The organism is Nocardioides panacihumi (assembly GCF_039530925.1).
Lineage (GTDB): Bacteria > Actinomycetota > Actinomycetes > Propionibacteriales > Nocardioidaceae > Nocardioides > Nocardioides panacihumi.
In genome coordinates, this window is sequence record NZ_BAAAPB010000001.1 from 866,006 (window position 1) to 888,935 (window position 22,930).

Annotated in this window: 17 protein-coding genes, 1 tRNA gene and 1 pseudogene; 7 read left to right on the forward strand and 12 right to left on the reverse strand. The window is 68.9% G+C overall.

What is annotated here, in order from left to right; translation table 11 throughout:
• Positions 1 to 74 precede the first annotated feature (74 nt).
• The 4 genes from ABD205_RS04145 to ABD205_RS04160 form a co-directional block, all read right to left on the reverse strand.
• A complete protein-coding gene (locus tag ABD205_RS04145) occupies positions 75 to 1,265 on the reverse strand; it encodes a M20 aminoacylase family protein (protein WP_344042693.1) in 1,191 nt (396 codons plus the stop codon).
• Positions 1,266 to 1,322: 57 nt separating this feature from the next.
• Positions 1,323 to 2,744: an amino acid permease gene (locus ABD205_RS04150; protein ID WP_344042695.1), complete on the reverse strand. Its 1,422-nt coding sequence runs from the start codon at positions 2,742 to 2,744 to the stop codon at positions 1,323 to 1,325.
• Between the two features lie 237 nt (positions 2,745 to 2,981).
• Positions 2,982 to 4,328 (reverse strand): dipeptidase, encoded by a 1,347-nt coding sequence (locus ABD205_RS04155; protein WP_344042697.1) that lies wholly within the window; start codon positions 4,326 to 4,328, stop codon positions 2,982 to 2,984.
• A 70-nt stretch (positions 4,329 to 4,398) separates the two neighbouring features.
• Positions 4,399 to 5,121: an ArsR/SmtB family transcription factor gene (locus ABD205_RS04160; RefSeq protein ID WP_344042699.1), complete on the reverse strand. Its 723-nt coding sequence runs from the start codon at positions 5,119 to 5,121 to the stop codon at positions 4,399 to 4,401.
• Between the two features lie 65 nt (positions 5,122 to 5,186).
• Here ABD205_RS04160 and ABD205_RS04165 point away from each other — a divergent pair, with 65 nt between their 5' ends.
• Positions 5,187 to 5,792: a flavin reductase family protein gene (locus ABD205_RS04165; RefSeq protein ID WP_344042701.1), complete on the forward strand. Its 606-nt coding sequence runs from the start codon at positions 5,187 to 5,189 to the stop codon at positions 5,790 to 5,792.
• Between the two features lie 458 nt (positions 5,793 to 6,250).
• Here the strand turns inward: ABD205_RS04165 and ABD205_RS04170 are convergent, their stop codons facing one another.
• Positions 6,251 to 7,162 carry an alpha/beta hydrolase family protein gene (locus ABD205_RS04170; protein ID WP_344042703.1) on the reverse strand — a complete coding sequence of 304 codons (912 nt, stop codon included), beginning with the start codon at positions 7,160 to 7,162 and terminating at the stop codon, positions 6,251 to 6,253.
• A gap of 408 nt (positions 7,163 to 7,570) precedes the next feature.
• Between ABD205_RS04170 and ABD205_RS04175 the strand changes: the two genes are divergently transcribed.
• Both ABD205_RS04175 and ABD205_RS04180 read left to right on the forward strand, forming a co-directional pair.
• Positions 7,571 to 8,047 (forward strand): hypothetical protein, encoded by a 477-nt coding sequence (locus ABD205_RS04175; protein ID WP_344042705.1) that lies wholly within the window; start codon positions 7,571 to 7,573, stop codon positions 8,045 to 8,047.
• A 34-nt stretch (positions 8,048 to 8,081) separates the two neighbouring features.
• On the forward strand, positions 8,082 to 8,453 hold the full coding sequence (locus ABD205_RS04180; RefSeq protein WP_344042707.1) for a VOC family protein: 372 nt from the start codon (positions 8,082 to 8,084) through the stop codon (positions 8,451 to 8,453).
• A 281-nt stretch (positions 8,454 to 8,734) separates the two neighbouring features.
• Here ABD205_RS04180 and ABD205_RS04185 read toward each other — a convergent pair whose 3' ends face one another.
• Together ABD205_RS04185 and ABD205_RS04190 are read right to left on the reverse strand one after the other, a co-directional pair.
• Entirely contained in the window at positions 8,735 to 9,931 is a 1,197-nt protein-coding gene (locus tag ABD205_RS04185) for a hypothetical protein (RefSeq protein ID WP_344042709.1), read from the reverse strand.
• The gene (locus ABD205_RS04190; RefSeq protein ID WP_344042711.1) at positions 9,928 to 10,269 is read right to left on the reverse strand and encodes a PadR family transcriptional regulator; all 342 of its coding nucleotides are present in this window, start codon (positions 10,267 to 10,269) and stop codon (positions 9,928 to 9,930) included. The genes ABD205_RS04185 and ABD205_RS04190 overlap by 4 nt, the downstream gene beginning before the upstream one ends.
• Positions 10,270 to 10,427: 158 nt before the next feature.
• On the opposite strand from ABD205_RS04190, the gene ABD205_RS04195 reads away from it, so the two are divergent.
• Positions 10,428 to 10,492, forward strand: a tRNA-Arg gene (locus tag ABD205_RS04195).
• A 76-nt stretch (positions 10,493 to 10,568) separates the two neighbouring features.
• Here ABD205_RS04195 and ABD205_RS04200 read toward each other — a convergent pair.
• The 3 genes and pseudogenes from ABD205_RS04200 to ABD205_RS04210 form a co-directional block, all read right to left on the reverse strand.
• The gene (locus ABD205_RS04200) at positions 10,569 to 12,782 is read right to left on the reverse strand and encodes a LuxR C-terminal-related transcriptional regulator (RefSeq protein WP_344042713.1); all 2,214 of its coding nucleotides are present in this window, start codon (positions 12,780 to 12,782) and stop codon (positions 10,569 to 10,571) included.
• Between the two features lie 99 nt (positions 12,783 to 12,881).
• Positions 12,882 to 13,343, reverse strand: a pseudogene (locus tag ABD205_RS22620) (ATP-binding protein); the annotation flags it as partial.
• Between the two features lie 163 nt (positions 13,344 to 13,506).
• Entirely contained in the window at positions 13,507 to 16,521 is a 3,015-nt protein-coding gene (locus ABD205_RS04210; RefSeq protein ID WP_344042717.1) for an AfsR/SARP family transcriptional regulator, read from the reverse strand.
• Between the two features lie 261 nt (positions 16,522 to 16,782).
• Here ABD205_RS04210 and ABD205_RS04215 point away from each other — a divergent pair, with 261 nt between their 5' ends.
• Entirely contained in the window at positions 16,783 to 17,733 is a 951-nt protein-coding gene (locus ABD205_RS04215) for an alpha/beta hydrolase (RefSeq protein WP_344042719.1), read from the forward strand.
• 373 nt (positions 17,734 to 18,106) lie between these two features.
• On the opposite strand, the gene ABD205_RS04220 is transcribed toward ABD205_RS04215, so the two are convergent.
• Positions 18,107 to 18,604: a hypothetical protein gene (locus ABD205_RS04220; protein ID WP_344042721.1), complete on the reverse strand. Its 498-nt coding sequence runs from the start codon at positions 18,602 to 18,604 to the stop codon at positions 18,107 to 18,109.
• 142 nt (positions 18,605 to 18,746) lie between these two features.
• Here ABD205_RS04220 and ABD205_RS04225 point away from each other — a divergent pair, with 142 nt between their 5' ends.
• Both ABD205_RS04225 and nicT read left to right on the forward strand, forming a co-directional pair.
• Entirely contained in the window at positions 18,747 to 19,778 is a 1,032-nt protein-coding gene (locus ABD205_RS04225) for a DUF4331 family protein (protein WP_344042723.1), read from the forward strand.
• A gap of 273 nt (positions 19,779 to 20,051) precedes the next feature.
• Positions 20,052 to 21,167, forward strand: coding sequence for a Nickel transporter NicT (nicT, locus tag ABD205_RS04230; protein WP_486348418.1), 1,116 nt, complete (start codon positions 20,052 to 20,054; stop codon positions 21,165 to 21,167).
• Positions 21,168 to 21,927: 760 nt separating this feature from the next.
• On the opposite strand, the gene dnaB is transcribed toward nicT, so the two are convergent.
• Positions 21,928 to 22,930 (reverse strand): replicative DNA helicase (gene dnaB / locus ABD205_RS04235; protein ID WP_344042727.1); only part of this gene is annotated, 1,003 nt, incomplete at its 5' end.

Below are 22,930 nucleotides of genomic sequence, written 5' to 3' on the forward strand. Positions count from 1 at the left end.
CTGGTGGGGTCGGCGCGAGGACGGTTCCCTCGCATCGACCGGTCCGAGTCGGCCGAGCGCGTGCGGCCTCGACCTCAGCCCCCGGCTGGGGGTTGCTGGAGCAGGGTGCGGACGAGGCTGACGTAGTACCGGACACCGCGCTCGAGGATGTCGTCGTTGAAGTCGTAGTCGCTGCTGTGGAGTGCGTTGCCCCCGCGTCCCGGCTCAACACCGTTGCCGATGAACGCGAAGCATCCGGGTACTTCCCGGCTGAAGACCCCGAAGTCTTCGCTGCCCATGTGGCGGTCGCAGTTTGCGTCAACGTCGTCGAAGACGGACCGAGCGGCTTTGACTGCGGACTCGACACAGGCTTCGTCGTTCACCGTCGGCTGGAACTCGCGGGTGTAGGTGACCTCGCACGTCGCACCGTGGCCGTGGGCGATGCCCTCAGCCAAGGCGCGGATGCGCTTTTCCAGAAGCTCGCTGACTTCTGCTGTGTAGCTGCGGGTGTCGCCTCGGATGATGACCTGGTGGGGGATGGCGTTGCGAGAGCCGTCCGTGATGAGCTCGGTGCACGAGAGGACTGCCGGCTCGCCCGACGGGACGTTGCGCGCGACGACGGTCTGGAGGGCCGTCACGATCTCGGCGCTGATCACGAGCGGGTCGACGACCCGGTCGGGCATCGAGGAGTGTCCCCCGCGACCGATGACGCGGATCTCGAAGTTGTCCTCGCTGCCGAGGATCGGTCCACTTCGAGTGCTGAAATGACCGACGGGCAAGCCCGGAGCGTTGTGCAGACCGTAGATGGCGTCGACGGGGAAGCGCGTGAAGAGGCCGTCGTCGATCATGGTCCGGGCGCCGCGTCCCGGCTCCTCGGCAGGCTGGAAGACAAAGCGAACCGTGCCGTCGAACCCGGCCTCGGAAGCGAGTACCGCGGCTGCACCGAGCACCATCGTCATGTGGCCGTCGTGCCCACAGGCGTGCATAGCGCCAGGGTTGCGCGAAGCATGAGGGCGCGTGCCGACCTCGGTCAGAGGCAGGCAGTCCATGTCTGCACGCAACCCGACGACTCCTGGTCCCTCGCCTCGGCGCAGCGTTGCAACGACACCTGTTCCTCCGATCCTTGTGGCGATGTCGGTGACGCCCACCGATTCCAGGGCCTCGACGATGTAGGCGGCCGTGGCGTGCTCGTGGAAGGGCAGCTCGGGATAGCGATGGAAGTGATGGCGCCATTCGCGAAGCTGGCGACCACGTCGGTCACGCAAGTCGGCTACAGGGTTGATCACAAGTTGTCTCCGTTCGGAACGGTTTCGATCGGGTTGGTTACGTCAGGAAGCCGAGCGTCAGCCGTTGCTCACGCCAGCCTTGGGAGCGCGATTGAGCAGCGCGTAGCTGACGGTGAGGGCCAAGGTCCATCCGGCGCCGACGACGAGGGCCGGGCGAGTTTCCGGATTCCGAGCCAGCAGGACCACGATCAGCCCGATGCAGGCCAAGGCGAACCAACTGGTGACGGGTGCGCCCGGCATCGGGAAGTCGTTGCGAGGCAGACGGCCAGCCCTGACTGCAGCGCGGTATCGAAGGTGGCACCAGACGATGACGGTCCAGCCGCACAACACTGCGCAGGTGGCGACTGCAGTGAACAGAGCGAAAGCAGTCTCTGGCGCTGCGACATTGACGAGGGCGCCGAGCGCGATCACGGCGACCGTCAGGGCGAGCGCCGGCGCCGGAACGTGGCGGCTGTTCAGCCGCTGGAAGGCACTCGGCGCCTCCCCCTCGACCGACAGCCGCCGCACCAGCCGACTCGCGACGTACATGTTGGCGTTGCAGCCGGAAAGGGCAGCCGTCAGGACAACGAAGTTCATCACCCCGCCCGCGGCGGGCAAGCCCACGCCGGCGAACACTTCCACGAAGGGGCTGCCGTCGGCCGCGTAGCGGTCCCACGGCATGAGCGCGAGGAGCACCGCGATCGAACCGACGTAGACCACACCGATTCGGAGAGGAAGAAGACGGATGGCGGTTCGAAGGGTCGTGCGGGGATCGACAGCCTCGCCCGCTGTGGAGGCGACCAGCTCTATCCCGGTGTAGGCGAAGAAGGCGGCGACGAGGACGGAGACGGCCTGCCATCCCCCGTGAGGCGCGAACCCCCCGTGCTGCCACAGGTTCGCCACTGAAGCCGAGGGTCCGAGCGGGGAGAAGTGGAACGCGAGGACTGCGCTGCCAAGCAGGAGGAGGAGCACGACCGCGATGACCTTGATGCTGGCGAACCAGAATTCCAGTTCGCCGAACAGCCTCACCGACAAGAAGTTGGCCAGGAGGAGGATCGAGAGTGCGACGGCCGCCGTCACCGGGACCGGCACCTGCGGGAACCAGTAATCGATGTAGTGGCCCGCGGCGGTGACCTCTGCCATGCATGCCGTGACCGCCGCGATCCAGTACGACCATCCGGTGGCGAACCCTGCGAACGGACCGAGGAACTCCCTCGCATAGTCCATCACGCTGCCCGAAGTCGGTCGATAGACGACCAGTTCGCCGAGCGCGCGCATGACGAGAAAGGCAACCGTGCCTGCGACGAGGAAGCTGACGACGACTGCGGGCCCTGCTGCGGCGATCGCTTCACCAGAGCCGTAGAACAGACCGACCCCGATGGCACTCCCCATCGCCATCATCTGGATCTGCCTGGACCTCAATCCTCGCCGATATCCCTCGTCAGGCTCGTCGCACGCAGCGACCTCTGTGAGGAGGCCGCTTCCAGCCTGTGCGCTCACCGTGCTCCCTTCGGCGCTCGGATCGGGGAAAGTTCACGCAGCATGACGAACCGATGTGCGTGGTGGACGGGGTTTGCCCTGAGCCAATGCTTCAGGTGAATCCGAGCGCAGAAAAGCGATGAACCTTGGACTCGATCGTGAAGCAAGAGCGGACCAACGCCGCAGGCCGGGCGGCTGGACGTGGCGACGGCGGAGCAGCCCATCGTCGTGGGTTCCTTCGTGGTCGGGCAGGCTGACTCAGAGGTCGCCGAGTTGGTTGAGCAGCAGTGCCTGCGCGAGAACGGCGCGTTCGAACTCGGCGAGATGCAGGCCTTCGTTGGCGCCGTGAGCCCGGGTTCCCGGGTCCTCGACCCCGGTGACGAGGACAGTTGCTCTCGGGAACGCTCGACGAAATTCCGCGATGAACGGGATCGATCCCCCGACGCCCATGTCGAGCGGCGGCGTTCCATCCCAAGCCGTGGTCAACGCCACGCGCGCCGCCTCGTAGACGGGGCCCGCGGAGTCCATCCGGGCCGGCTCGCCGGTGTCAACGACCGTATGGGCGAGCGCGGCGCCCCAAGGGGCGTTCTCGTCGAGGTGGCGGGTCAGGCAGGCGAGGGCGTTCTCGATGGTGTCAGTGGGCGCGATCCGCAGGGAGATACGTGCTCGCGCCACCGGGACGAGCGTGTTGCTGGCCCCCTCGACTCGTGGTGCGTCGAGTCCGGTGATGCTCAGCGCCGGTCTGGTCCACAGCTTCTCGACCGCGGAGCCGTCGCCGATCCACTCGAGGCCCGGAACAGCGCCGGAAGCGGCACGCAGCCGCTCTTCGGGGATGTCGATGTCGGCGGCCGTACTGCTGCGCAGACCCCGGATTGCCACGTTGCCACGATCGTCGTGCAGGCTCGCGATCACGCGTGACAGTGCGATCAGGGCGTCGGGCACCAGACCGCCCCACCCGCCGGAGTGGACCCCATGGGTGAGGGTACGGACCTCGACGTCCAGGCGCACCAGGCCGCGCAGGCTCGTGGTCAGGGCGGGGACTCCGATGTCCCAGTTGCTGGAGTCGGTGATCACGATGACGTCGGCCTCGAGCAGCTCGCGGTGATTCGCGAGCAGCTTCGCGAGCGTCGGTGAGCCGATCTCCTCCTCGCCCTCGATGAACACGATGACGCTCACCGGAAGGTCGTCGCCGTACGCCTGCAGCGTTCCCAGATGGGCGGCGATGCCCGCCTTGTCATCGGCCGCGCCGCGACCGTACAGGCGGCCTTCGCGCGCAGTCGGCTCGAAAGGCGGGGAGTTCCAGTCGGCGTGGTCGTTCACCGGCTGCACGTCGTGGTGCGCGTAGAGCAGCACAGTCGGTGCGTCCTTCGGGCCCGCCTTGCGGGCGATGACCGCCGGTAGCCCGCCGTCGACCGTGACGATGTCCACCGTGTCGAAGTCCTGGGCACCGAGCAGCTGCGCCACCGCCTCAGCGCAGCGATGTACCTCGCCCACCCGCTCAGGATCAGCGCTGACGGACTCGATCCGAACCAGGTCCTCAAGGTCTCGGCGGACGCTGGGTAGAGCGTCCGCCACGCGAGCTCTGATGTCGTCGGCGGTGAGCATGGCCGTCATCATGCTCGCCTCCATCGTCAAGCAAAAGCGCCTCTTTTGCGACGTGACCTTGCAGATTGTCTTAAGAATCGCGGGCGCGAGAGACCTCTGCGGTGAGGACGTCTCCGATGGCGACCCTGCCCGACGCGGTCAGTTCCACCGCTCGCGAGCTCGATGTGCGTCGGAGCCAGCCGCGAGTACAGAATTCATCGAACATCTGGTCGGCGAGCGCGCCGGCGAGATGGTCGCGGCGTTCGGTCCAGTCCAGGCACGGGCGCAGAAACGGCCGCCTTCTGACCGATCCGGGACTCCCCGTGGTGCTGGGGATCATCAATCCGATGTCAGCGACCCAGTTCCGACCAGCTTCGGTCAGGGTCCAGTCTGCGCTGATCAGTTCTTGGCTGATCATGCCATCGCACAGCGCGACACCGAGACGACCCGCGAGGTGCCGGTAGCAGGACCGTCCCTCTCGCAGTGCACGGTCGGCGCGGTGCGCCCGCAGAGTCGGCGCCGGTGGGCGGACCCGCTTCGACAAGGCAGCAAGAGCCTCGATCGTTTCGGCGGTCGATCCATCCGAGATTCGCACATAGCGGTGCCGGCCCTGGCGGACCTCCTCCACCAGGCCTGCCGCCACCAACCTGTCCACGTGTTCGCTCGCCGTAGGGCGTGCCACCTGCGCGGCGAAGGCGAGCTCAGTCAGTGTCCATGCTCGTCCGTCGAGCAGCGTGAGGATCATCGTCGCCCGCGCTTGGTTCGCGAGCGCGTGCGCAACCGTAGCCAGGTCTGGCGCACTGGTCATCGACATGCGAACCAAGTTATGCCCCTGTTGGTTCGGTCGGCGCCGAAGCGTGTCACACGCATCCTCGCCGGGTGACTCCCTCAACAGTGACCATCCTTCCCAGCGTCTTCTACTTCGGCACGCCGGTCGCACTGCTCAGCACGCTCGGACCTGACGGCACCGCCAACATCACCCCGATCTCCTCGGCCTGGGCGCTCGGAGACATGTACGTGCTGGGCCTGGGGGTCGGAAACCAAGGCACACAGAACGTGCTGCACACCGAGGAGCTGGTCATCAACCTCGCCGATGCCGCACTCGCTTCCAGCATTGAACGGATCGCTCCGACGACGGGGGCTACCGACATCCCGAGCGCCAAGCAAGGGCGGTATCGCCACGCTTCGGACAAGTGGCGGTTGGGTGGACTCACACCCGTCCCGAGCATTCATGTCGCACCACCACGCGTTGCCGAGTGCCCCGTGCAACTCGAGGCCCGCCTGGTCAAGGTGGTGCCGCTCGGCGACGGCAACGAAGCGGTCGCCGCCCACGTACGCATCATCGCCTGTCATGTCCACGACGGCCTCGCTGTGCCCGGCACCAACCACATCGACCTCGATCGGTGGCAGCCCCTCTACTACACCTTCCGCCACTACTTCGCCCAAGGTGAACGGGTCGGGGTCTCGTTCAAGGCCGAGCAGTGATGCGCCCGGCTCGACCGGCGCTCCATGCAGGTCTCGGCTGTGTCCGCTTCTTCTTCACGATTCCGGACCGATTCCGCGGCTTTTCTTCCTTGCTCATCGACCAGATGATTGACAGGCACCCCGGCCCGAACGGGGCCTTGCGTCATCCCGGGGGCATCGGGCTGTGAGTCGTCCCTGGGCGCGCTCCCTCGGTGGCAGGCAGCTTCCGCGCGAATCGTCGCCCCGCGCCCACATCAAGAAGCCGACCACGGGCCGGCCGACCCCCAGCGCCGCGTCCCGGTGGGAAGTTCTCCCCCCGTCCCCCACCGGGCCGCGGTTCCGTTCCCCGCCGGCCGCTCAGAGCGTTCGGGCGCGGTCTACCGGTCGATCGATGAGCACATGTCACGTCAACGCGAATCTGCACGGTGACACGCTCCGGTCGACGCTCACCCCGTCGCCGGGTCGCTCATCGCGACCTGTCACCGACAGACCTGCCCACTCGGCCGTGCTGTCGGCTCCGCCGGCAACGCGGACAACCAGGCCGCGACCGGCCCACTCGCCACGGCGGCGGAATAGACGGTCTGGTGGTCGGCATCCGGCAGCAACCTCACGGTCGTCGGATGCCCGGCGTCCTCGAGGACGCGGGCGAACTGGGTCGTGAAGTCCGAGGGAACGGTGAGGTCAGCTTCTCCGTGGAGCAGCAGCACCGGCACCTGAGGACGCAGGTGCGCGCGCTCGAGCGGGTTGGCGCTCGCCCAGACCTCCGGATCGGCGTCCGGAGCGTCGCCGAGGAGCGGCTGCGCGACCTCGGGGATCCGGCTGATGTCGTACGGGCCGCTGAGCCCGATCAGCGCATCAGGTGTCACGACAGGGCAACGGCACCTCGGCGCGTAGTCGGCGGCTGCCAGTACGGCCAGTGCGGCCAGATGCGCCCCCGACGAGTGCCCCAGCACGGCTACACGATCCGGCGTGACGCCACGCTCCCGGGCACCTTGGACCGCGGCGGACACCGCGCACAGCACGTCCTCGACCGGCACCGGGTAGACGACCCCATCCTCAGCTGCCCTGATGTGCGTCGGCGCGGCGGCGATTCCGGCGTCGGCAAGGCTCGCAGCGAGCGGGGCCAACCCGCTCGGATCCGCGGTCTGCCAGCCCCCGCCCGGCACCAGCACCACCAGCGGCGCCCTCGACACACCTTCCGGCAGGTAGAGGTCCTCCGTCAGCCCCGGGGCGAACTCGATCCTCGCGTGCGGCTGGCTGGCGACCGGCGACTCGACAGAGGAGGGCGTCTTCGAGCCGCACGACGACAGCACGACGGCCAGCAACGCCAGGATGCCGACCGCGATCGGCACGTCACGTCGTACGGCAAGGCGTACAGCCGGGCTCGACACCGGACCACCTCCTCCGGCCAGTCTCGGAGACGCTCCGCGCGGTCGGGAGGGCACTTGGTCCCGCCACATCGGCAACCTTCGGCCGCCAGGGGACCGGGCGGACACGGCTCGCCGGGCCTGACGTGCTTGTCGACGCTCAGACTTCTCGGACGTCTCCGAGGGCCGGTGCCGCCCGTCGAACTACGGCGCCGCACCGATCGCGGCCAGATCGGCGCGTGCGGACCATGGCGGTCGGCTGGCATCGAGAGGAACGTGGGGAGTCACCGACCCAGGGAGTTCCCGATGATCGCTCCGCTCGCAGTCGCCGCCCTTGTTGCTCTCCTCGCGGGCTCGGCCCCCGTGCTCCAGCGGCGACGAGTGGCCAGAGCGCGTGTGCGACGAGGCGGACTCCTGGTCGGAGCAGTGGCCATGATGCTGGGGTCCGCGGTGGCACTCGCTCCCGACGCAGCCGCCAGCAAGCCGGACCGAATGCCTGCGCCGATCGGGAACAGCAACACCTTCCCGGCTGGAATCGCCTGCCCCTTCACGCTCCGAACAGAGCTCGTCGGAGGCAACCAGGTGCTCACGTCCTACGACGACGGCCGATTCCACGCGACCGGCCGCCATCTCGACCTGCTCACGAATGTGGATTCCGGAGCCACGACCAGGCTCGACCTGCAGGGCAGCCTCGACTTCGTGCTGACCGCGAACGGCGGATCCATCATTCGGGCCAGCGGAATGACCTCGTTCTTGTTCTTCCCGGGCGACGCAGGCCCTGGAGACACCCAGACCGGCCGGATGTACCTCTTCGTCGGTCACTTCGTCGCCACGTCCGATCCGTCTGGCACCGTCACATCCTTCACGTCGTCCGGCAGCAGCCAGGACGTCTGCGCAATGCTCAGCTGATCCGCACATCACCCAGGGTCGTTAGTGTGCCGCTGTGACGGAGTTCGGCCCGGCGAGGCTGGTGGGTATCTCGCTGGATTGTCCCGACCCCCAGCGGCTCGCTGACTTCTACTTGGGGCTGCTGGGTGGCCGCCGGCTCTGGGCCAAGGAGTCGAGCGTCGGGATCGAGGTGCCCGGCGCGGTGCTGGTCGCACAGCGGCTCGAGGGCTATGTCCCACCGGCCTGGCCGGGAACCTCGATCGTGCACCTCGACCTGACGGCGGACGACCTCCGCGCGGCCGGCGAGCGAGCGGTCGCACTGGGAGCCACGGTGCCAGAGCAACCGGACCTGCGCTGGCAGGTGTTGCTGGACCCGGCCGGCCACCCCTTCTGCCTGACGCCGTACACACCGGACGGGACCGACTGAATCCAGGTGCCATGCCAGGGGCTCGGCGTTGCCGGAGAGCGCCGTGATCGCCTGTCAGCCAGTGCCGTGCGTCTCGTGGGCGGCAACCTGACGCTGCGCACGGTCAGTGTCGGCCAGTCGGTCACGCCGACCGTGGGGTCGTCGCATCGGGTGGGACGCCCGGCAGCCTGTGTTCCGCCTGATCTGCACGCCTGTCGCGTCGAGGTCGTGGGCGCCTCGGCCGTCCCCACGGCCGAGGCGTCCGCTATTGGCGAGCGCGCCCTCGACGCCGACTGACGGGCCTACTTCGCAGCCTTGGCCGGCGGCGCCTGGACACTCGGCGTGACCCCGGGCAGCGAGACCGGCGGGACGCTCTCGAGCGGGAGCTCGCCGATCGCGGGCGGGTCGGGCTGGGTGAAGGCGTCGGCGGCGCGGTGCAGGTCGTCCTGCAGGCGGGTCGGCAACGGGAAGACGTTCTCGAGCTGGGTGGCACCGTTGGTCCACGGGTAGGGCACGCGTCCCTGCACCGTTTCCCCGGTCCCCTTGACGTCCCAGCAGTTCGTGTCCTGCTCGACCGGGTTGACCGTCCAGCCACCTACATCGTCCGGGCACTCGGGCGCGGAGACCACGGAGATCGGCTTGCCGAGCTGGTCGAAGAGCTGCACCCCGACGAGCGGCTTCCCGCTGGCGTCGTAGGGGTAGATGTTGGTCACCCAGCGGCCGCTGGAGTAGATCCCGGCCTGGTGGTCGATCCCGGTCTCCGACGGCTCGGCCGCGGCCGTGCCCGACCTGTAGCCGGAGTCGAAGCCGGCCGAGTAGGCGTCGTCGCGGACCTCCGACTGGTTGCGGACCATGGCAAGGGTGGTCGGCACCAGGCCGACGGCCAGGACGTTGAGCAGGAGCAGCACGGTCCGCGCGAGCGCGCCCCGGCGTCCGCCGGGCCACAGCCGGCCGAGGCCGACCAATACGCTGCCGGCGACCAGCAGGGCCAGCAGGACCCAGCCCCACCCGCGGGCGTGAGGGACGATGTCCCAATACTCCTCGTAGTAGCCGATCCCGAACATGGCCGAGGCACTCCAGACGGCCACCTGGAGCGCGATCCAGGCGCGCGCCACCCACCACAGCGGTCGCAGCCAGGCGAGCAGCGGGCGGGCGTCGCTCGGCAGCCGGTCGAGAAGCCCCTCGGCGCGGCGGCGCACGGAGTCGAAGAGCCCGTCGACCGCCTCACCGACGGCCCGGCCTACGGGCGCACCGGGCCGGCCGGGTCGGCCGGAGACGCGGACCTCGAGGCCGGCGGCCGCGCGCAGCTCGTCGGCGTACTCGACCGGGCTGCCGAGCGCCCGGGCCCCGCGCTCGGCGACCAGCTCGGTGAGGTCGGCCTCGAGTCCGTCGGTCATGTCGCTCACCTCCTCCGGGTCCAGGTCGGCCAATTCGTGGCGGACGCGGGCCAGGAAGTGCCTGACCTCGGGGGCGACCGGGCTGGTGTCGGTGGTGCTCATGCGCTGACCCCCTGCGGCCTCTGCTTGTTGAGAAGCGTGGTGACGGTGGTGGAGAAGGCGGTCCAGTCGTCGCTCTGCTGCTTGAGCTGGGCGCGGCCGGTGGGCGTGATGCCGTAGTACTTGCGGTGCGGTCCGGACTCCGAGGGCACGACGTACGACGTCAGGGCGCCGGCGGAGTAGAGCCGGCGCAGCGTCCCGTAGACCGAGGCGTCCCCCACGTCGGTCAGTCCCCCGTCGCGCAGGCGGCGGACGATGTCGTATCCGTAGGCGTCCTCGCTCTCGACGACCGCCAGGACGGTCAGATCGAGCACTCCCTTGAGGAGCTGCGTGGTATCCATGCATCGCACACTACTACGCAGTCCGCGATACCGCGCGAGGCACAAGATACGCGTGTCGTGGCAGTCACCGCGAGCCGAGGGCTTCAGAACCGACTCCGCAGAGTTGGCATGGCGGCGGCTCCCGGGAGTGTTCTGGCGCATGTCGGCCGGGCGATGCAGGCTCAAAGCGGCCAGCCAAGCATCTGACTACGGATCAGAAGTTGGGGTTCGAATCCCTCCAGGCGCGATCGAGCAGTTGGCCGCTGACCAATCGCCCGCGCATGGTGCACACAGTGAGGGTCGCGTCGGTAGCCCCGCTCCTAGCGCGGCTGCAGATTCGACAGGGCGTCCCGCAGGGCACTGCGTGAGGCGACGCCGAGTTTCGGGAACGCCCTGCTGAGGTGGAATCCCACCGTCCTCGGGCTCAGGAACAGCCGTTCCCCGATTTGCTTGTTCGTCAAGCCCGAGGCCGCCAGGTCAACGATCTTGTGTTCTTGCGGAGTGAGTGACCACCCGCGAGTCGACCTCCGTTGGGTGGTCGGGGCAAGGCCGGTGGCGTGCAGCTCGGCGACCGCCCGGCTCGCCCACGGGCCTGCGCCAAGGCGACGGAAGGTGTCCGCGGCGGCGGAAAGCTGGCCCCGCGCCTCGCAGACCCTGCGGAGGCGGCGTAGACGTTCACCGAAGAGCAGCTGCACCCGCGCCCTCTCGAAGGGCCAGCGTCCCGTCTCGGGCAGCGCCAACGCGGACGCGAACAGCTCAACGCACTCTTCGGCAGGCGCGGTCAAGCCCGCAGCACCTCCCACGAGGAGCGCCAACCGTGAGGACAGGTCTCCCAGCCGCGCCTCTTCCACGGCCTTCACGTGCCTCTGGGCCTGCGCGTGTCGGTCTGTCCGAACGGCGGCCTCGACGAGGTCCAAGACCATCCACAGGGCGTACGGCTCGCACTCGGGTAGGACTCCGGCCGGGCCCGGCACGGTGGCCTCGCGGTAGGCACGGTCGAAGTCGCCGCGGGTGATGGCCGCCAAGCAGCGCGGAGCCCAAGGAGAGGCTCCGATGCCGCGTGGGGGTGCCCAACGTCGGAGCTCGTCGGTGATGAGCTCGACAGTCTCGGTGTCCCCGCGGGCGGCCGCGATGAAGGCCCGGAGGTGACGAGTGCTCGGGGTCCAATAGCCGCCACAGGCCTCGGCTGTCGTCTCCGATTCACCAGCCAGCCGGTCGGCGGCCTCCCAGTCGCCGGCTCGGAAGGCGTCGTGGGCGAGCAGGGACAACGCAGTGACGGCCGAGCCGATGGCCCCGCCCGCGCGGCCGTCGTTGACCACCCGCCACAGGGAGTGCCGGCAGTCACCGATCCGGTCGATGTACATGCCGGCCGCAGCGATCCGAACGATGCGCGCCGGATCCAGCTCAGTGGCCAGTGCCGCGGTAGCGACGTCCAGGTTCTGGAGTACCGCGCCAGCCAGTCGGGCGGGGTCCCTCAAGGTCCGGCAGCCGATCGTGAGCTCGACGGGTGGGTCCGGCAGTCGTTCGACGTGTCGGTTGAAGTTCTCCCACAGGTCTGGCCGTCGACCGAGGGAGCACGTCCGCAGCAGGGTGTGCAGCGCCTCCTCATGTGCGCTGCGACTGATGTCACCGTCGGCTTCTGCCTCGGTGAGCGCCAACGACAGAAGCCGATTCGCGACGACGACGTCGCCGTCGCGGGTGAGCAGGAACGCCGCGGACGATGTGGCGGACTCGAGAGACTGCTGCGCAGCGGCGTCCGTGACCGCCGCGTCGGCCAACCGCGCGGGGCTGCGTTCCAGGTCGCCTGTCACCTCGACGCCTACGTAGGCGGCGCGGGCCATCCGTCGACTGCGGTCCTGCGCCGAAGGGCTCAGCTCCGCCGACCTCACGAGCATCCTCACGGCGGTGCGGGCCTCGCCGCGCCGCAGGTTGCGGTGTGCTGCGACCTCCAGGGCGGCGGCGAGGCCCTCGTCCGGTTCGACGGTGGACGCGGCGAGGTGCCAGGCGCGCCGCTCCGGCTGGTCGGGGTACAGGTTCGCCAGATCTTGGTGGGCTCGGTTCCGCTCCGCTGAGCTTGCCCCGGCGATGACAGCCGCCTTCGTCAAGGGATGTCTGAAGGTGAACCTCTGCGAATCGTCGGCTCGTGCCAGCCCGGCCTGCTCGACCTCCATCAGGTATCTGGCCCCGTTCGGCAGTCCGCCGACAGTGGCGAGGAAACGCAGGTCACCGGTGCCGTCGAGCGCGGCGAGTAGCAGCAGCCGCCGGGCAACTTGGGAGACTGAGTTGAGACCGAGACCGAACGCGGCCTGGAGACGCTGGGTCATGGGGTGTTGGTCGTTCAACCCAGCCGGGTTGGTCTCTGCATGCTGCTGGAGGATCGTCGCAAGCTCCAGGAGTGCCAGAGGGTTGCCTCTGGCCTCGTTGAGGACTCGCTGGCGCAGGTCTGAGCGAAGCAGTGGATGGTGGCGTTCGAGCAGGAGCTCTGCCGCCGACTCGGCGAGGGCCGGGACCGTGACCTCGGTGACCTCAGGCAAGTCGAACGGGCTCGGCTCGACCTGCCGGGTGGCCGCGATGAGCCGCAACCGGCTGCCGTCCATGCGCCGGGCGACGAAAGCAAGTACGGCCGCCGACTGCCGGTCCAGCCAGGACAGGTCGTCGACGGTGACGAGCAGCCCGGCCCCGCACGCGTGGCGCCGGAGCACGGTCAGGGTCGCGTGACCGACGGCGAGCTGGTTGGCGGGGGTCGCGTCGGCGCCGCTGATGGCAGACCGGAGCACGGTCCGGTCCCCCTCGTTGAGGCACTCGATCTGGTCGTCCAGGGGCAGGAGTAGCTGGTGAAGCGCGGCGTACGGCAGGTCGACCTCGTGCTGACCACCCGCGGCTCGCAGCACCGTCAGGCCCAGCCGACGGGCCACCATGGCTGCCTCGTCGACCAAGGCGGTCTTTCCCACGCCCGGGTCGCCGGTCAGGAGCAGACTGCGCCCCGCCTCTCCCCTGCTGGAGACGAAGTTCGCGAGAAGGAGTTGTTCAGGTGCGCGCCCTACCAGAGCGCCAGAACGGTGGTGGACGGCGTGTTCCTGTGCCATTGCCTTCATCCCTCGCCGGTGGTCGGTCCTGGCGTGACCCGAGACTTCAACGCCTTCCCGCTGAGGTTGGCGCGCCTCGCTGAAGGGCCGCTGACGGGTCGCTGAAGGCGGCCGGCCGGCGCCTCGAGACGGCCTAGGCCGGTCGGCACGCGACCACACGAGGTGGGGCTGATCAACGCTCCGGTGTGGGCACCGGTTGGGTTCCTGAGTCGGAACGGGCCGGAAGGGGTCGCTCAGCGAGAGCGACCTCGACCGCCTCAGCGAGAGGCAGGCGCGCCGCCGGGTCTTCCGGGTCGAGCGGCTGACGGGACAGATCGCCCAGGAACCTGTCGACGATGCGTTGGTTGGACGGGCTCACGTTGGGCCCGTCTATCGCATCCAGAGCGCGCCACGCCGTGAACAGGACCCTTCCCCGTTCGGTGGAGCCGCGCGCGGTCTCCACCGCCGCCAGTCGGAGCAGGTCCTCGATCTCGGTCGAGGTGTCGGCGATGCGGCGGGCTCCCTGGAGAGAAGAACGCAGATCCTCAGCAGCCTGGCTGAGAAGTCCGCCAGCGAGCAGGACGGCAGCGCCGGCGTTGCCGAGGCCGCGTGCCTGAGGTGTGACGTCGCCGAGGAGGAACCCGATCTGGAACGCGCGACGTCCCCATTGTTCTGCACGCTCCAGCACCACCGGGTCGTCACTGTTCAGCGCGACTTCGCTGAGCTCCAGCAGCGCGTAGTACTCGACGATCTGGTTGTCGTGTCGACGGGCTGTCTCCAACGTCCGTTCGGCCCTGGCGAGGAATCCACCGGCCGTGGCCGGCATCGGCTGGAGGGTCTCGACCAGGGCGATGAGCTCTTCGTTGCCGCTGGCCAGGCTCGCGGACCGAGCATTCTCCGACTCCCAGGCTCTGCGAACAGCGTCGCCGCGGTGGTAGGCGATGACGGCACCGAACAAGTGCAGCGCCCCCTTCTGAGCCGGGTCCGGCTTGACGAGGGTTCCCGCCATCGCGAGCGCCTCGTCCATCAGGTGGCCGGCACGGATGGGCTCTCCTCGGATCTCGGCGACCCACGCCGCGGCGCCCCTGAGGTCGACCTGCATGAGCGGCGAAAGGCCGGTTGCAGTCCGGAGCGCGGTCAAGTGCGCATCGAGTTCGTCCAGGAAACCGGAGTTCTGGGCCCTGGTGAGCAGGGACACCGCCATGTCGGCCAGCAGCTGAGTCGCTCCGGCTTCCTCGAGCGTGTTCATCGCCGCCCGGGCGTTCGGCAGATCGGCCGACCAGGCGGCCAGCTCCCGGGCGTTGCGCGGCGGCCAATGCAACAGGTTCGGCTCGGCCGCGAACAGGTCGTGGAAGTAGTGCGCATGGGCGAGCTTGACCACACGGTCCGCCCCGTGGGCGGCCAGCATCTCGGCGGCGAGCTCGCGGACCGTCTCAAGCAGGAGAAGCCTCTCGCCACCCTTGTCGACGGTCGGTCTGAGCAGGCTCTTGGCGACCAGAGAGTCGACAACAGCGACGCAGTCCACTCCGGGGACCACGGCCGCGGACACCGCCTCCAGCGCTGCGAGCGTCGCCCCACCCACGAACACCGAGCTGAGCGCCAGGAGCCGTCGCTCGTCGGCGGAGAGCAGGTCCACGCTCCACTCCAGACAGGTCCGCAGCGACTGCTGCCGTTCGGGCGCGTCTCTCGGGCCCGCCGTGAGCAGGTTCAACCGGTGTGAGAGCCGCTCCACCATTCGCGCGGGCGGAAGGACGTTGACGCGCGCGGCGGCCAGTTCGATAGCGAGCGGAAGGCCATCGAGCTGCTCACAGATCGCCCGCACCGCAGCCGGGTCCTGCTCGCGGCGGAACTCGGGGCTGACGGCCTCGGCCCGCTGCCAGAACAACTCGACCGCGGGCGCCGCCCGCGCGCTGTCCAGGCCGAGCGCGAGCCCGGTGCCGACGTCATCACCGGCGTCCGCATCCGGCCACTCGGTGGCGAGCGGGTTCACCCGCACGAGGTGCTCGCCGCGGATCCGCAGGGACTCGCGGCTGGTCACCAGCAGCTGTACTCCGCCCTGGGCCACCCTGAGCAACCGGGCCAGGTCGGCTGCAGCTCCGATGACGTGCTCGAGGTTGTCGAGGACCAGCAGCAGGTCACGTCCCTGGACGACGGTGGCGACCTGGGTCACCGGGTCCGCGTCGGTGGAGGTCCTCAGTTGGAGCACGGCGGCGACTGCCGGCATCACCCGATCGGCGGTGCGAACCACGTCCAGTGGGACGTAGACGACCTCACGATCGGACGCGGCACGCAGAGCAAGCTCCACCGCGAGCCGGGTCTTTCCGACCCCACCAGGTCCACTGAGGGTGACCAGCGCGACTCCGGGACTCGCCAGCAGTCGCTCAACCTCGGTCAGCTCGGCGTCTCGCCCCAGTAGCGCGTCGGTGGGTCGGGGCACCGTGTCGGGCAGCCAGCGCGTCGTGGAGAGTGCCGCAAGTGCCGGGTCAGCGGCCAGCACGGCGGCCTGGGTGGCCCGCAGCTGTTCACCGGGATCAACCCCGAGCTCGTCGACCAGGCGGGCCCGGAACCGCTCGTAAGCCTCGAGAGCCTCTGCGTTCCGACCGGCGCCCGCCAGGGCTCGCATCAGCTGCTCGGCGGCGGTCTCGTTGAACGGGTGCTCAGCAGCCAGCGCTCGCGCGCGATCGGTCACCGCAGCCGCGTCCCCCAGGTCAATGCTGACGGCGACCTGGAGGAGCTCCGCCGCCAGGAGGGCATCATCCAGACCGGCCCGGGCCGGCGCCACGAAAGGGCAGTCCGGCATGTCGGCCAACGCCGCGCCGCGCCACAGTCCGACCGCCTCCGTCAGCAGACGGGACGTGCCGGCCAAGTCCCGGCTCTGTCGGCGACGTCGTGCCTCGGCGACGCGGATGTGGAACCGATCGACATCGACCGAGCCCGGCGCTGCGCTCAGCCGGTAGCTGCCACCGACAGTCACGATCGCCTCGCGACCGAGGACGGCACGCAGTGCGGACACATGTTGCTGGAGGGCGTTGACCGCGGTTGTCGGAGGGTCGGCCCACAGCGCGTCGATCAGCTGGTTCCGGGTCAGCACGTGCCCGCGTGCCATGGCCAACGACGCCAACAGGGCGCGCTGCATGGGTGCCGCCACCTCAACGGCGTTCCCGTCCGCCGTGACCTCCAGCTGGCCGAGGACCCGGACATCGAGCATGCCAGCAAGGTACCGAGTAGAGCCTCGCGCCGTACACGAGGCCACGGCGCCCCCGCTCCGCAGAACAGCAGCCCCCGGGCCGGTTCAAACTCGGTTGCCGGCTCCCGGAACAGGACTTCGCCTCAAGATCAGTCGCTGGTGCCGCAACCGGCGGATGACCGGGTCGCTCGACCCCGTCAGATGGCAGAAGCGGGCACGGTGGCTTCCGGCACAGGCTTCTGACGTCGACCCACCGCATCACACCGTCCCTGAGGAGAAGCCATGTCTGTCCACCTCGAACCGGCCGCGCAAGCCTTCTGCGACGCCACCGCCAACCCCCCGTACCTGTTCGAGGTCGGCCCCGAGAAGGGGCGACAGGCCGTGGACGAGGTTCAGGGCGGGCCGGTCTTCAAGCACCCGGTCGACATCGTCGACACCGTCGTCCCGGGCGGCCCGACCGGTGAGGTGTCGGTGCGCATCCTGCGTCCGCAGAACGCGCCGGCGACCCTGCCGGTCATCGTCTACGTGCACGGTGCCGGATGGGTGTTCGGCAACAACCACACCCACGACCGCCTCATCCGCGAACTCGCCGTCGGCACCCAAGCGGCGGTGGTGTTCCCCAACTACTCCCTCTCGCCCGAGGCCAAGTACCCCACCGCGATCGAGGAGAGCTTCGCGGTCGCCCAGTGGGTGGCCGCCCATGGCCTCGACCACGGCCTGGACCCCGAACGGATCGCCGTCGCGGGCGACAGCGTCGGGGGCAACATGACCATCGCGCTGACCCTCCTCGCCAAACAGCGCGGCGGCGTCGTGTTCCGCCAGCAGGTGCTCTTCTACCCGGTCACCGACGCCAACTTCGCCACCCCCTCCTACCAGGAGTTCGCCACCGGCTACTTCCTGCGGCGCGACGCCATGGAGTGGTTCTGGAACCAGTACACGACCCACCCGGGCGACCGGGCCCAGATCACCGCCTCGCCATTGCGTGCCACGACAGAGGAGCTCGCCGGCCTCCCCCCCGCCCTGGTGATCACCGGGGAAGCCGATGTCCTGCGCGACGAGGGTGAGCAGTACGCGGCGAAGCTCCGCGCGGCTGGCGTGCCCGTCACCGCCGCGCGCTTCGGGGGCATCATCCACGACTTCGTCATGCTCGACGCCCTCGCTGAGACCCACGCGGCCCGGGGCGCGATGACGCTGGCCATCAGCACGCTCAGGGACGCACTGGGCACGTCGTAGCGTCTCGCCGCTGTGCCCCGGCGCATCAGGAGGGCGGCCAGGGGCAGCCGCGCTGGCGCTGACGCGGTGTTCAGGCCCGCTACACGCGGCCGGCCCGTCTGATGCATCCGTGCCATCCAGGCGCACGACCGTCGAGGTCGACGCATCTTGCTGGCACGTGACGCCGTCGCCGAGGTGAGGGACGAACCTTGTTCCCCGCACCGAGCCCCTGCTCTTGGATTTCCTGCACAGCCCTTTCCCGCAACGGACGCCTGATCTCGACCGGCACCTCACGGAGGGTTGCTGTGTGGCTGCGTGTCGTCTGATTCCGGCAGGGGCTGTGAGCACCTCCGCCCACCGCCCTCGCTCACAGTCCGTGACAGGGTTGAGAGCCTCACGGCCGTGAGCCCTGGGGGTCGCCGACGAGGAACAACCAGGCGTTCAGGACGCCTGTGAGGATGGCTAGGAAGATGGCCGGGACAATCCAGTAGAGCCCGGCAGGGCGGTCGGCCAACAGCACCATCCCAGCGACGGCTAACAGCCCCGCGATGACGTAGCTGGTCTCTCGTCGGTCAACCACCTCGGCCAACCTTGAGTGCTCGGATCCCAGACTGTGGCGGGGAATCCGCAACAGGCCGTAGAGCGTGGTTGCCGCCACTGCGAGCAGCGCTGCTCCGACGACCCAGCGCGGCTCACCGGGAACCAGGATCAGCAGGCACACCAACAGGGGCAGGATCAGCAGGACCAGTGTGCGAGCCGCATTCGCGCGCATCCTGGGATGCTGCACGATCCGGTCGCGGTCGAGAGAGACGACCACGAAGATCAGGCCTGTCAAGGCGCCGCTGGCGCCGCCGACCATGACCGCGAAGCTCTCCCACGAACTGGTCACCATGCCACCAGTGGAGCATGCCGACAGCGCTATCGCTGCGCGCCAGATGACCGGTATCTGCACATCAGGTCATCCGACAGAAGAGACGCCGGCGGTCCGGGCCGACGATCGACGAGTCAACCTCCCACCAGCCAAGGAGAGCCCCATGTCTCACCACCTCGCCGCAGCGCAGGCCGGCACCCTCGGGCAGCTATACATCGACGACCTCTACGTCTTCCCAGGACAGACGGGCACGGTCTTCATCATGAACGTCAACTCCGACGTGACCGGTGAGCAGGCCGAGCCGTCGTTCCTGCCCGGTGCACGCTACGAGTTCAAGGTCCACCTCGACGGAGGCGCGCAGGAGCAGGTCACCTACCGACTCACGTTCGAGGAGCCGGACAGCGACGGTCACCAGCAGTACCAGCTCCACGTCCTCACCGGCGCGGACGCCGTGGACGACTCGGCTCCTGGTGAGCTGGTCCTCGAGGGCCGCACGGGTCAGGCCACGGAGACCGTCGGCCTCAAGGCGTGGGCGGGCCGCATCGGCGACGCGTTCTACATCGACCTGTCGCTACTGGGCATCGTCAACGGTGCCGTCCGCACCGGCACCGCACTGGATCTGTCCGGCTGGAATCCCGACACCGCCCAGAACAGCTTCACCGACACCACGGTCGACTCGATCGTCCTCGAAGTCCCGCACGGCCACTTCCAGATGCATCCCGGCACCGAGATCGCGGTGTGGTGCGCTACCAGGATCACCGAAGGAGACGACGACTGGCACCAGATCAACCGGTACGGACAACCCATGCTGTGGCCGATCTTCTGGCCCGACGACGTGCACTTCACCCACCCCGCCAACACCCGACACCCGTCGGAGGACTACGCCGCCGACGGCAAGTACGTGGCCGACCTGATCGCCAGCACCGTCGCCGCGTCCGGTACCTCCGGCGACCCGGACGGCTACGGGCGAGCAGTCGCGAGGGAGCTGTTCCCCGACGTCATGCGTCACGTCGTCGGCACCCCCGCCGTGTACGGGTTCGCCGGCCGCAACGGCCGCACCCTGGCCGACAACGCCCCCGAGGCGATGCTGTCCCTGGTCACCAACACCGCCGTCCCCTCGGGGCTCAAGCACACGGTCGCCGAGCACCTGCGCGACACGAAGTTCCCTTACGTGGTGCCCGCACCCAAGGAGTGACGCCTGCTCCGGATGAGGTCTCGGGGCTGCAAGAGCCGCTTTGCCCCGACAAGCCGCTGCGGGCGCCGCGCCGCGCCCGCAGCGGCTTCTCACTTCGAGCAGAGCGCGCCCCCGCACCCCGGCTCACCACAACACGACAGCACGCCCCCACGACCACGACTCGACGCCTCATCCCACAGACCGGGAGGACCTCCCATGCTGCCCCAGTCGGCAACGCCCACCTGCGAACAGCCACCCGCGGCACGTCACCCGCTCCGCGCGTTCACGCGGAACCTGACCCGAGGCGACCGTCGTGAACTGGCTGCGATGGCGTCGGTCATCCTCGCACTCCACTTGATCGGGTTCGGCCTGTTGTTCGGGGTCGTCGACCCGCACCACTCCCGGCTCGCGGGCGGCCGTCCCATCCTGACGGTCGGAGTCGGGGTGTTGGCCTACACCTTCGGGCTGCGCCACGCGTTCGACGCGGACCACATCGCCGCGGTCGACAACACCACCCGCAAGCTGATCAGTGACAACCTCGTCGGTCAGCGCGAGGGCGCGGGCGCCCAGAAGCCACTGTCGGTGGGGTTCTGGTTCTCGCTGGGCCACTCGACGATCGTGTTCGCCTTGGCGGTCGCGCTCGCCGCAGGCGTGAAGTCGCTGATCGGTCCGGTCGAGAGCGACACGTCTCGCCTTCACGTCATCACCGCGGTCATCGGCCCGTCGGTGTCCGGAGCGTTTCTGTGGGTTCTCGGCGTCGTCAACCTGGCCGCCATGCTCGGCATCCTCGGTGTCTTCCGGGCGATGCGCACCGGCCGCTACGACGAGGCCGAGCTGGAGAGGCAGCTGAACTCGCGCGGCACCATCAACCGCCTCCTGGGAGGACTGACCAGGTCGGTCACCAGGCCCTGGCAGATCTACCCGATCGGTCTCCTGTTCGGGCTCGGCTTCGACACCGCCACCGAGGTCGGGCTTCTGGTTCTGGCCGGCGGTGCTGCGGCGGTCAGCGTGCCCTTCTACTCCATCCTCGTGCTGCCGGTCCTGTTCGCGGCCGGCATGTGTCTGGCCGACACCGGCGACGGCGTGCTGATGAATGCGGCCTACGGGTGGGCATTCGGCCGCCCGGTTCGCAAGGTCTTCTACAACCTCACCATCACTGCCATCTCGGTCGTCGCCGCGTTGGCGATCGGCACCATCGAGCTGACCGGCGTGCTCGCCGACAAGCTCGCCATCACCAGCGGCCCCGTAGCTGCAGTCGCCGACATCAACCTCGACTACGCCGGCTACGCCATCGTCGGCCTGTTCGTCGGCTCCTGGCTGGTCGCCCTCGCCGTATGGCGCCTCGGACGCATCGAAGAGAGGTGGTCACCAGGCACCGTCAGCGGAGACCCGGTCACCGACCCCCTCTGACAGCCAGCTCTGACCGCTGACCGCCCACGGTCATGGACCCAAGACTGTGGCCCGGGCGGCAAACCCGCCCGGCCCACGGCCCCTCGCCGGCCTGCCAACGGCCGCCGCTCACTCCACACAACCGCAAGCCCCGCCAGATTCCGCAGGGCTGCAGGGTCCCCGAGAGAGAGTTCGTCATGTGGGACACAGCCGACACCCAGGCCCACCCGCTGTCACATGAGATGCCATGCCCGCAGTGTGGGCACGCCTCCCATACCTACCTGCCGTGTTCGGACACGTGCAACTGCGTCCCCACGTGGTGCTCACCGGCCCTGGCCGTAGGAAGAATGGACGCCGCCCGCACCAAGACCAGCCAAGCGGCCCTGAGCCATGCGAGGGTTCCGAGCAAACCCACGCCAAAGCCCGTCGAGCCTCGAACGGCAGTTCACTCCACCGAGCGTGTGCCCGGGCTGCGCCAGGAAGCTCAGCAAGGAGGCAAGGCTGGACATGGCAGCGGCGGGTGACGCCGTCGAGAGTCTTCATCGTCCTCGGGGCATGTTCCGGTCAGGCGCGTGACCCTCATGCCGGGACAAGAGCCGGCGGCGGTTGGGCCCGGTCCAGGATCGCACGCGGTGCGAAGTCGACGAACATCAGCTCGATGAGCCGGTCGGCGACGTCCATCACGAGGTCGTCCTTGCTGGGGAACCGCCGGTAGACGGCCGTCAGGTCGACTCCGAGCGAACTGCCGAGGCAGGCGGCGGCGCAGTCACCAGCAGCACGGTCAGTGCGCCATGTCGACGAACCGGCTGTAGTGGCCCTGGAAGGCCACGACGATGTCGCGGGTCGGGCCGTTACGGTGCTTGGCCACGATGACATCTGCCTCGCCGGGGCGGGTCGACTCCTTCTCGTAGACGTCGTCACGGTGCAGCAGGATGACCATGTCGGCGTCCTGCTCGAGCGATCCCGACTCACGCAGGTCGGAGACCATCGGGCGCTTGTCCGAGCGCTGCTCCGAGCCACGGTTGAGCTGGGAGAGCGCGATGACCGGGACGTCGAGCTCCTTGGCCAGCAGCTTGATCTGACGGGAGAACTCCGAGACCTCGAGCTGGCGCGACTCGACCTTCTTGCCCGAGCTCATCAGCTGCAGGTAGTCGAGCACGATCAGCTTCAGGTCGTGCTTCTGCTTGAGCCGGCGCGCCTTCGAGCGGATCTCCATCATCGTCAGGTTCGGCGAGTCGTCGATGAACATCGGCGCCGAGGAGACCTCGCCCATCTTCCGGGCGAGCTTGTTCCAGTCGTCGTCGGTCATGTTGCCGTTGCGGATGTGGTTGAGCGGCACCTTCGCCTCGGCGCTGAGCAGCCGCATGGTGATCTCCGCGCGCCCCATCTCGAGACTGAAGAAGACGCTGGTCAGGTTGTTGGCGATCGACGCCGCGCGGCAGAAGTCGAGCGCGAGCGTCGACTTACCCATCGCGGGACGCGCCGCGACGATGATCATCTGGCCGCCGTGGAAGCCGTTGGTGAGCTCGTCGAGGTCGGCGAAGCCGGTCGGGATGCCGTAGATGCCGGCCTCGCGGTTGGAGATCGCCTCGATCTCGTCGAGGACGCCGCCCATGATGTCGCTCAGCGGCGCGTAGTCCTCGCTGGCCCGCTTCTCGGTGAGCTTGAAGACCTCGGCCTGGGCCTCGTCGACGATGTCGTCGACGTCGCCCTCGCCGGCGTACCCGATCTGCACGATCTTGGTGCCGGCCTCGACGAGGCGCCGCAGCGTCGCCTTCTCCTTG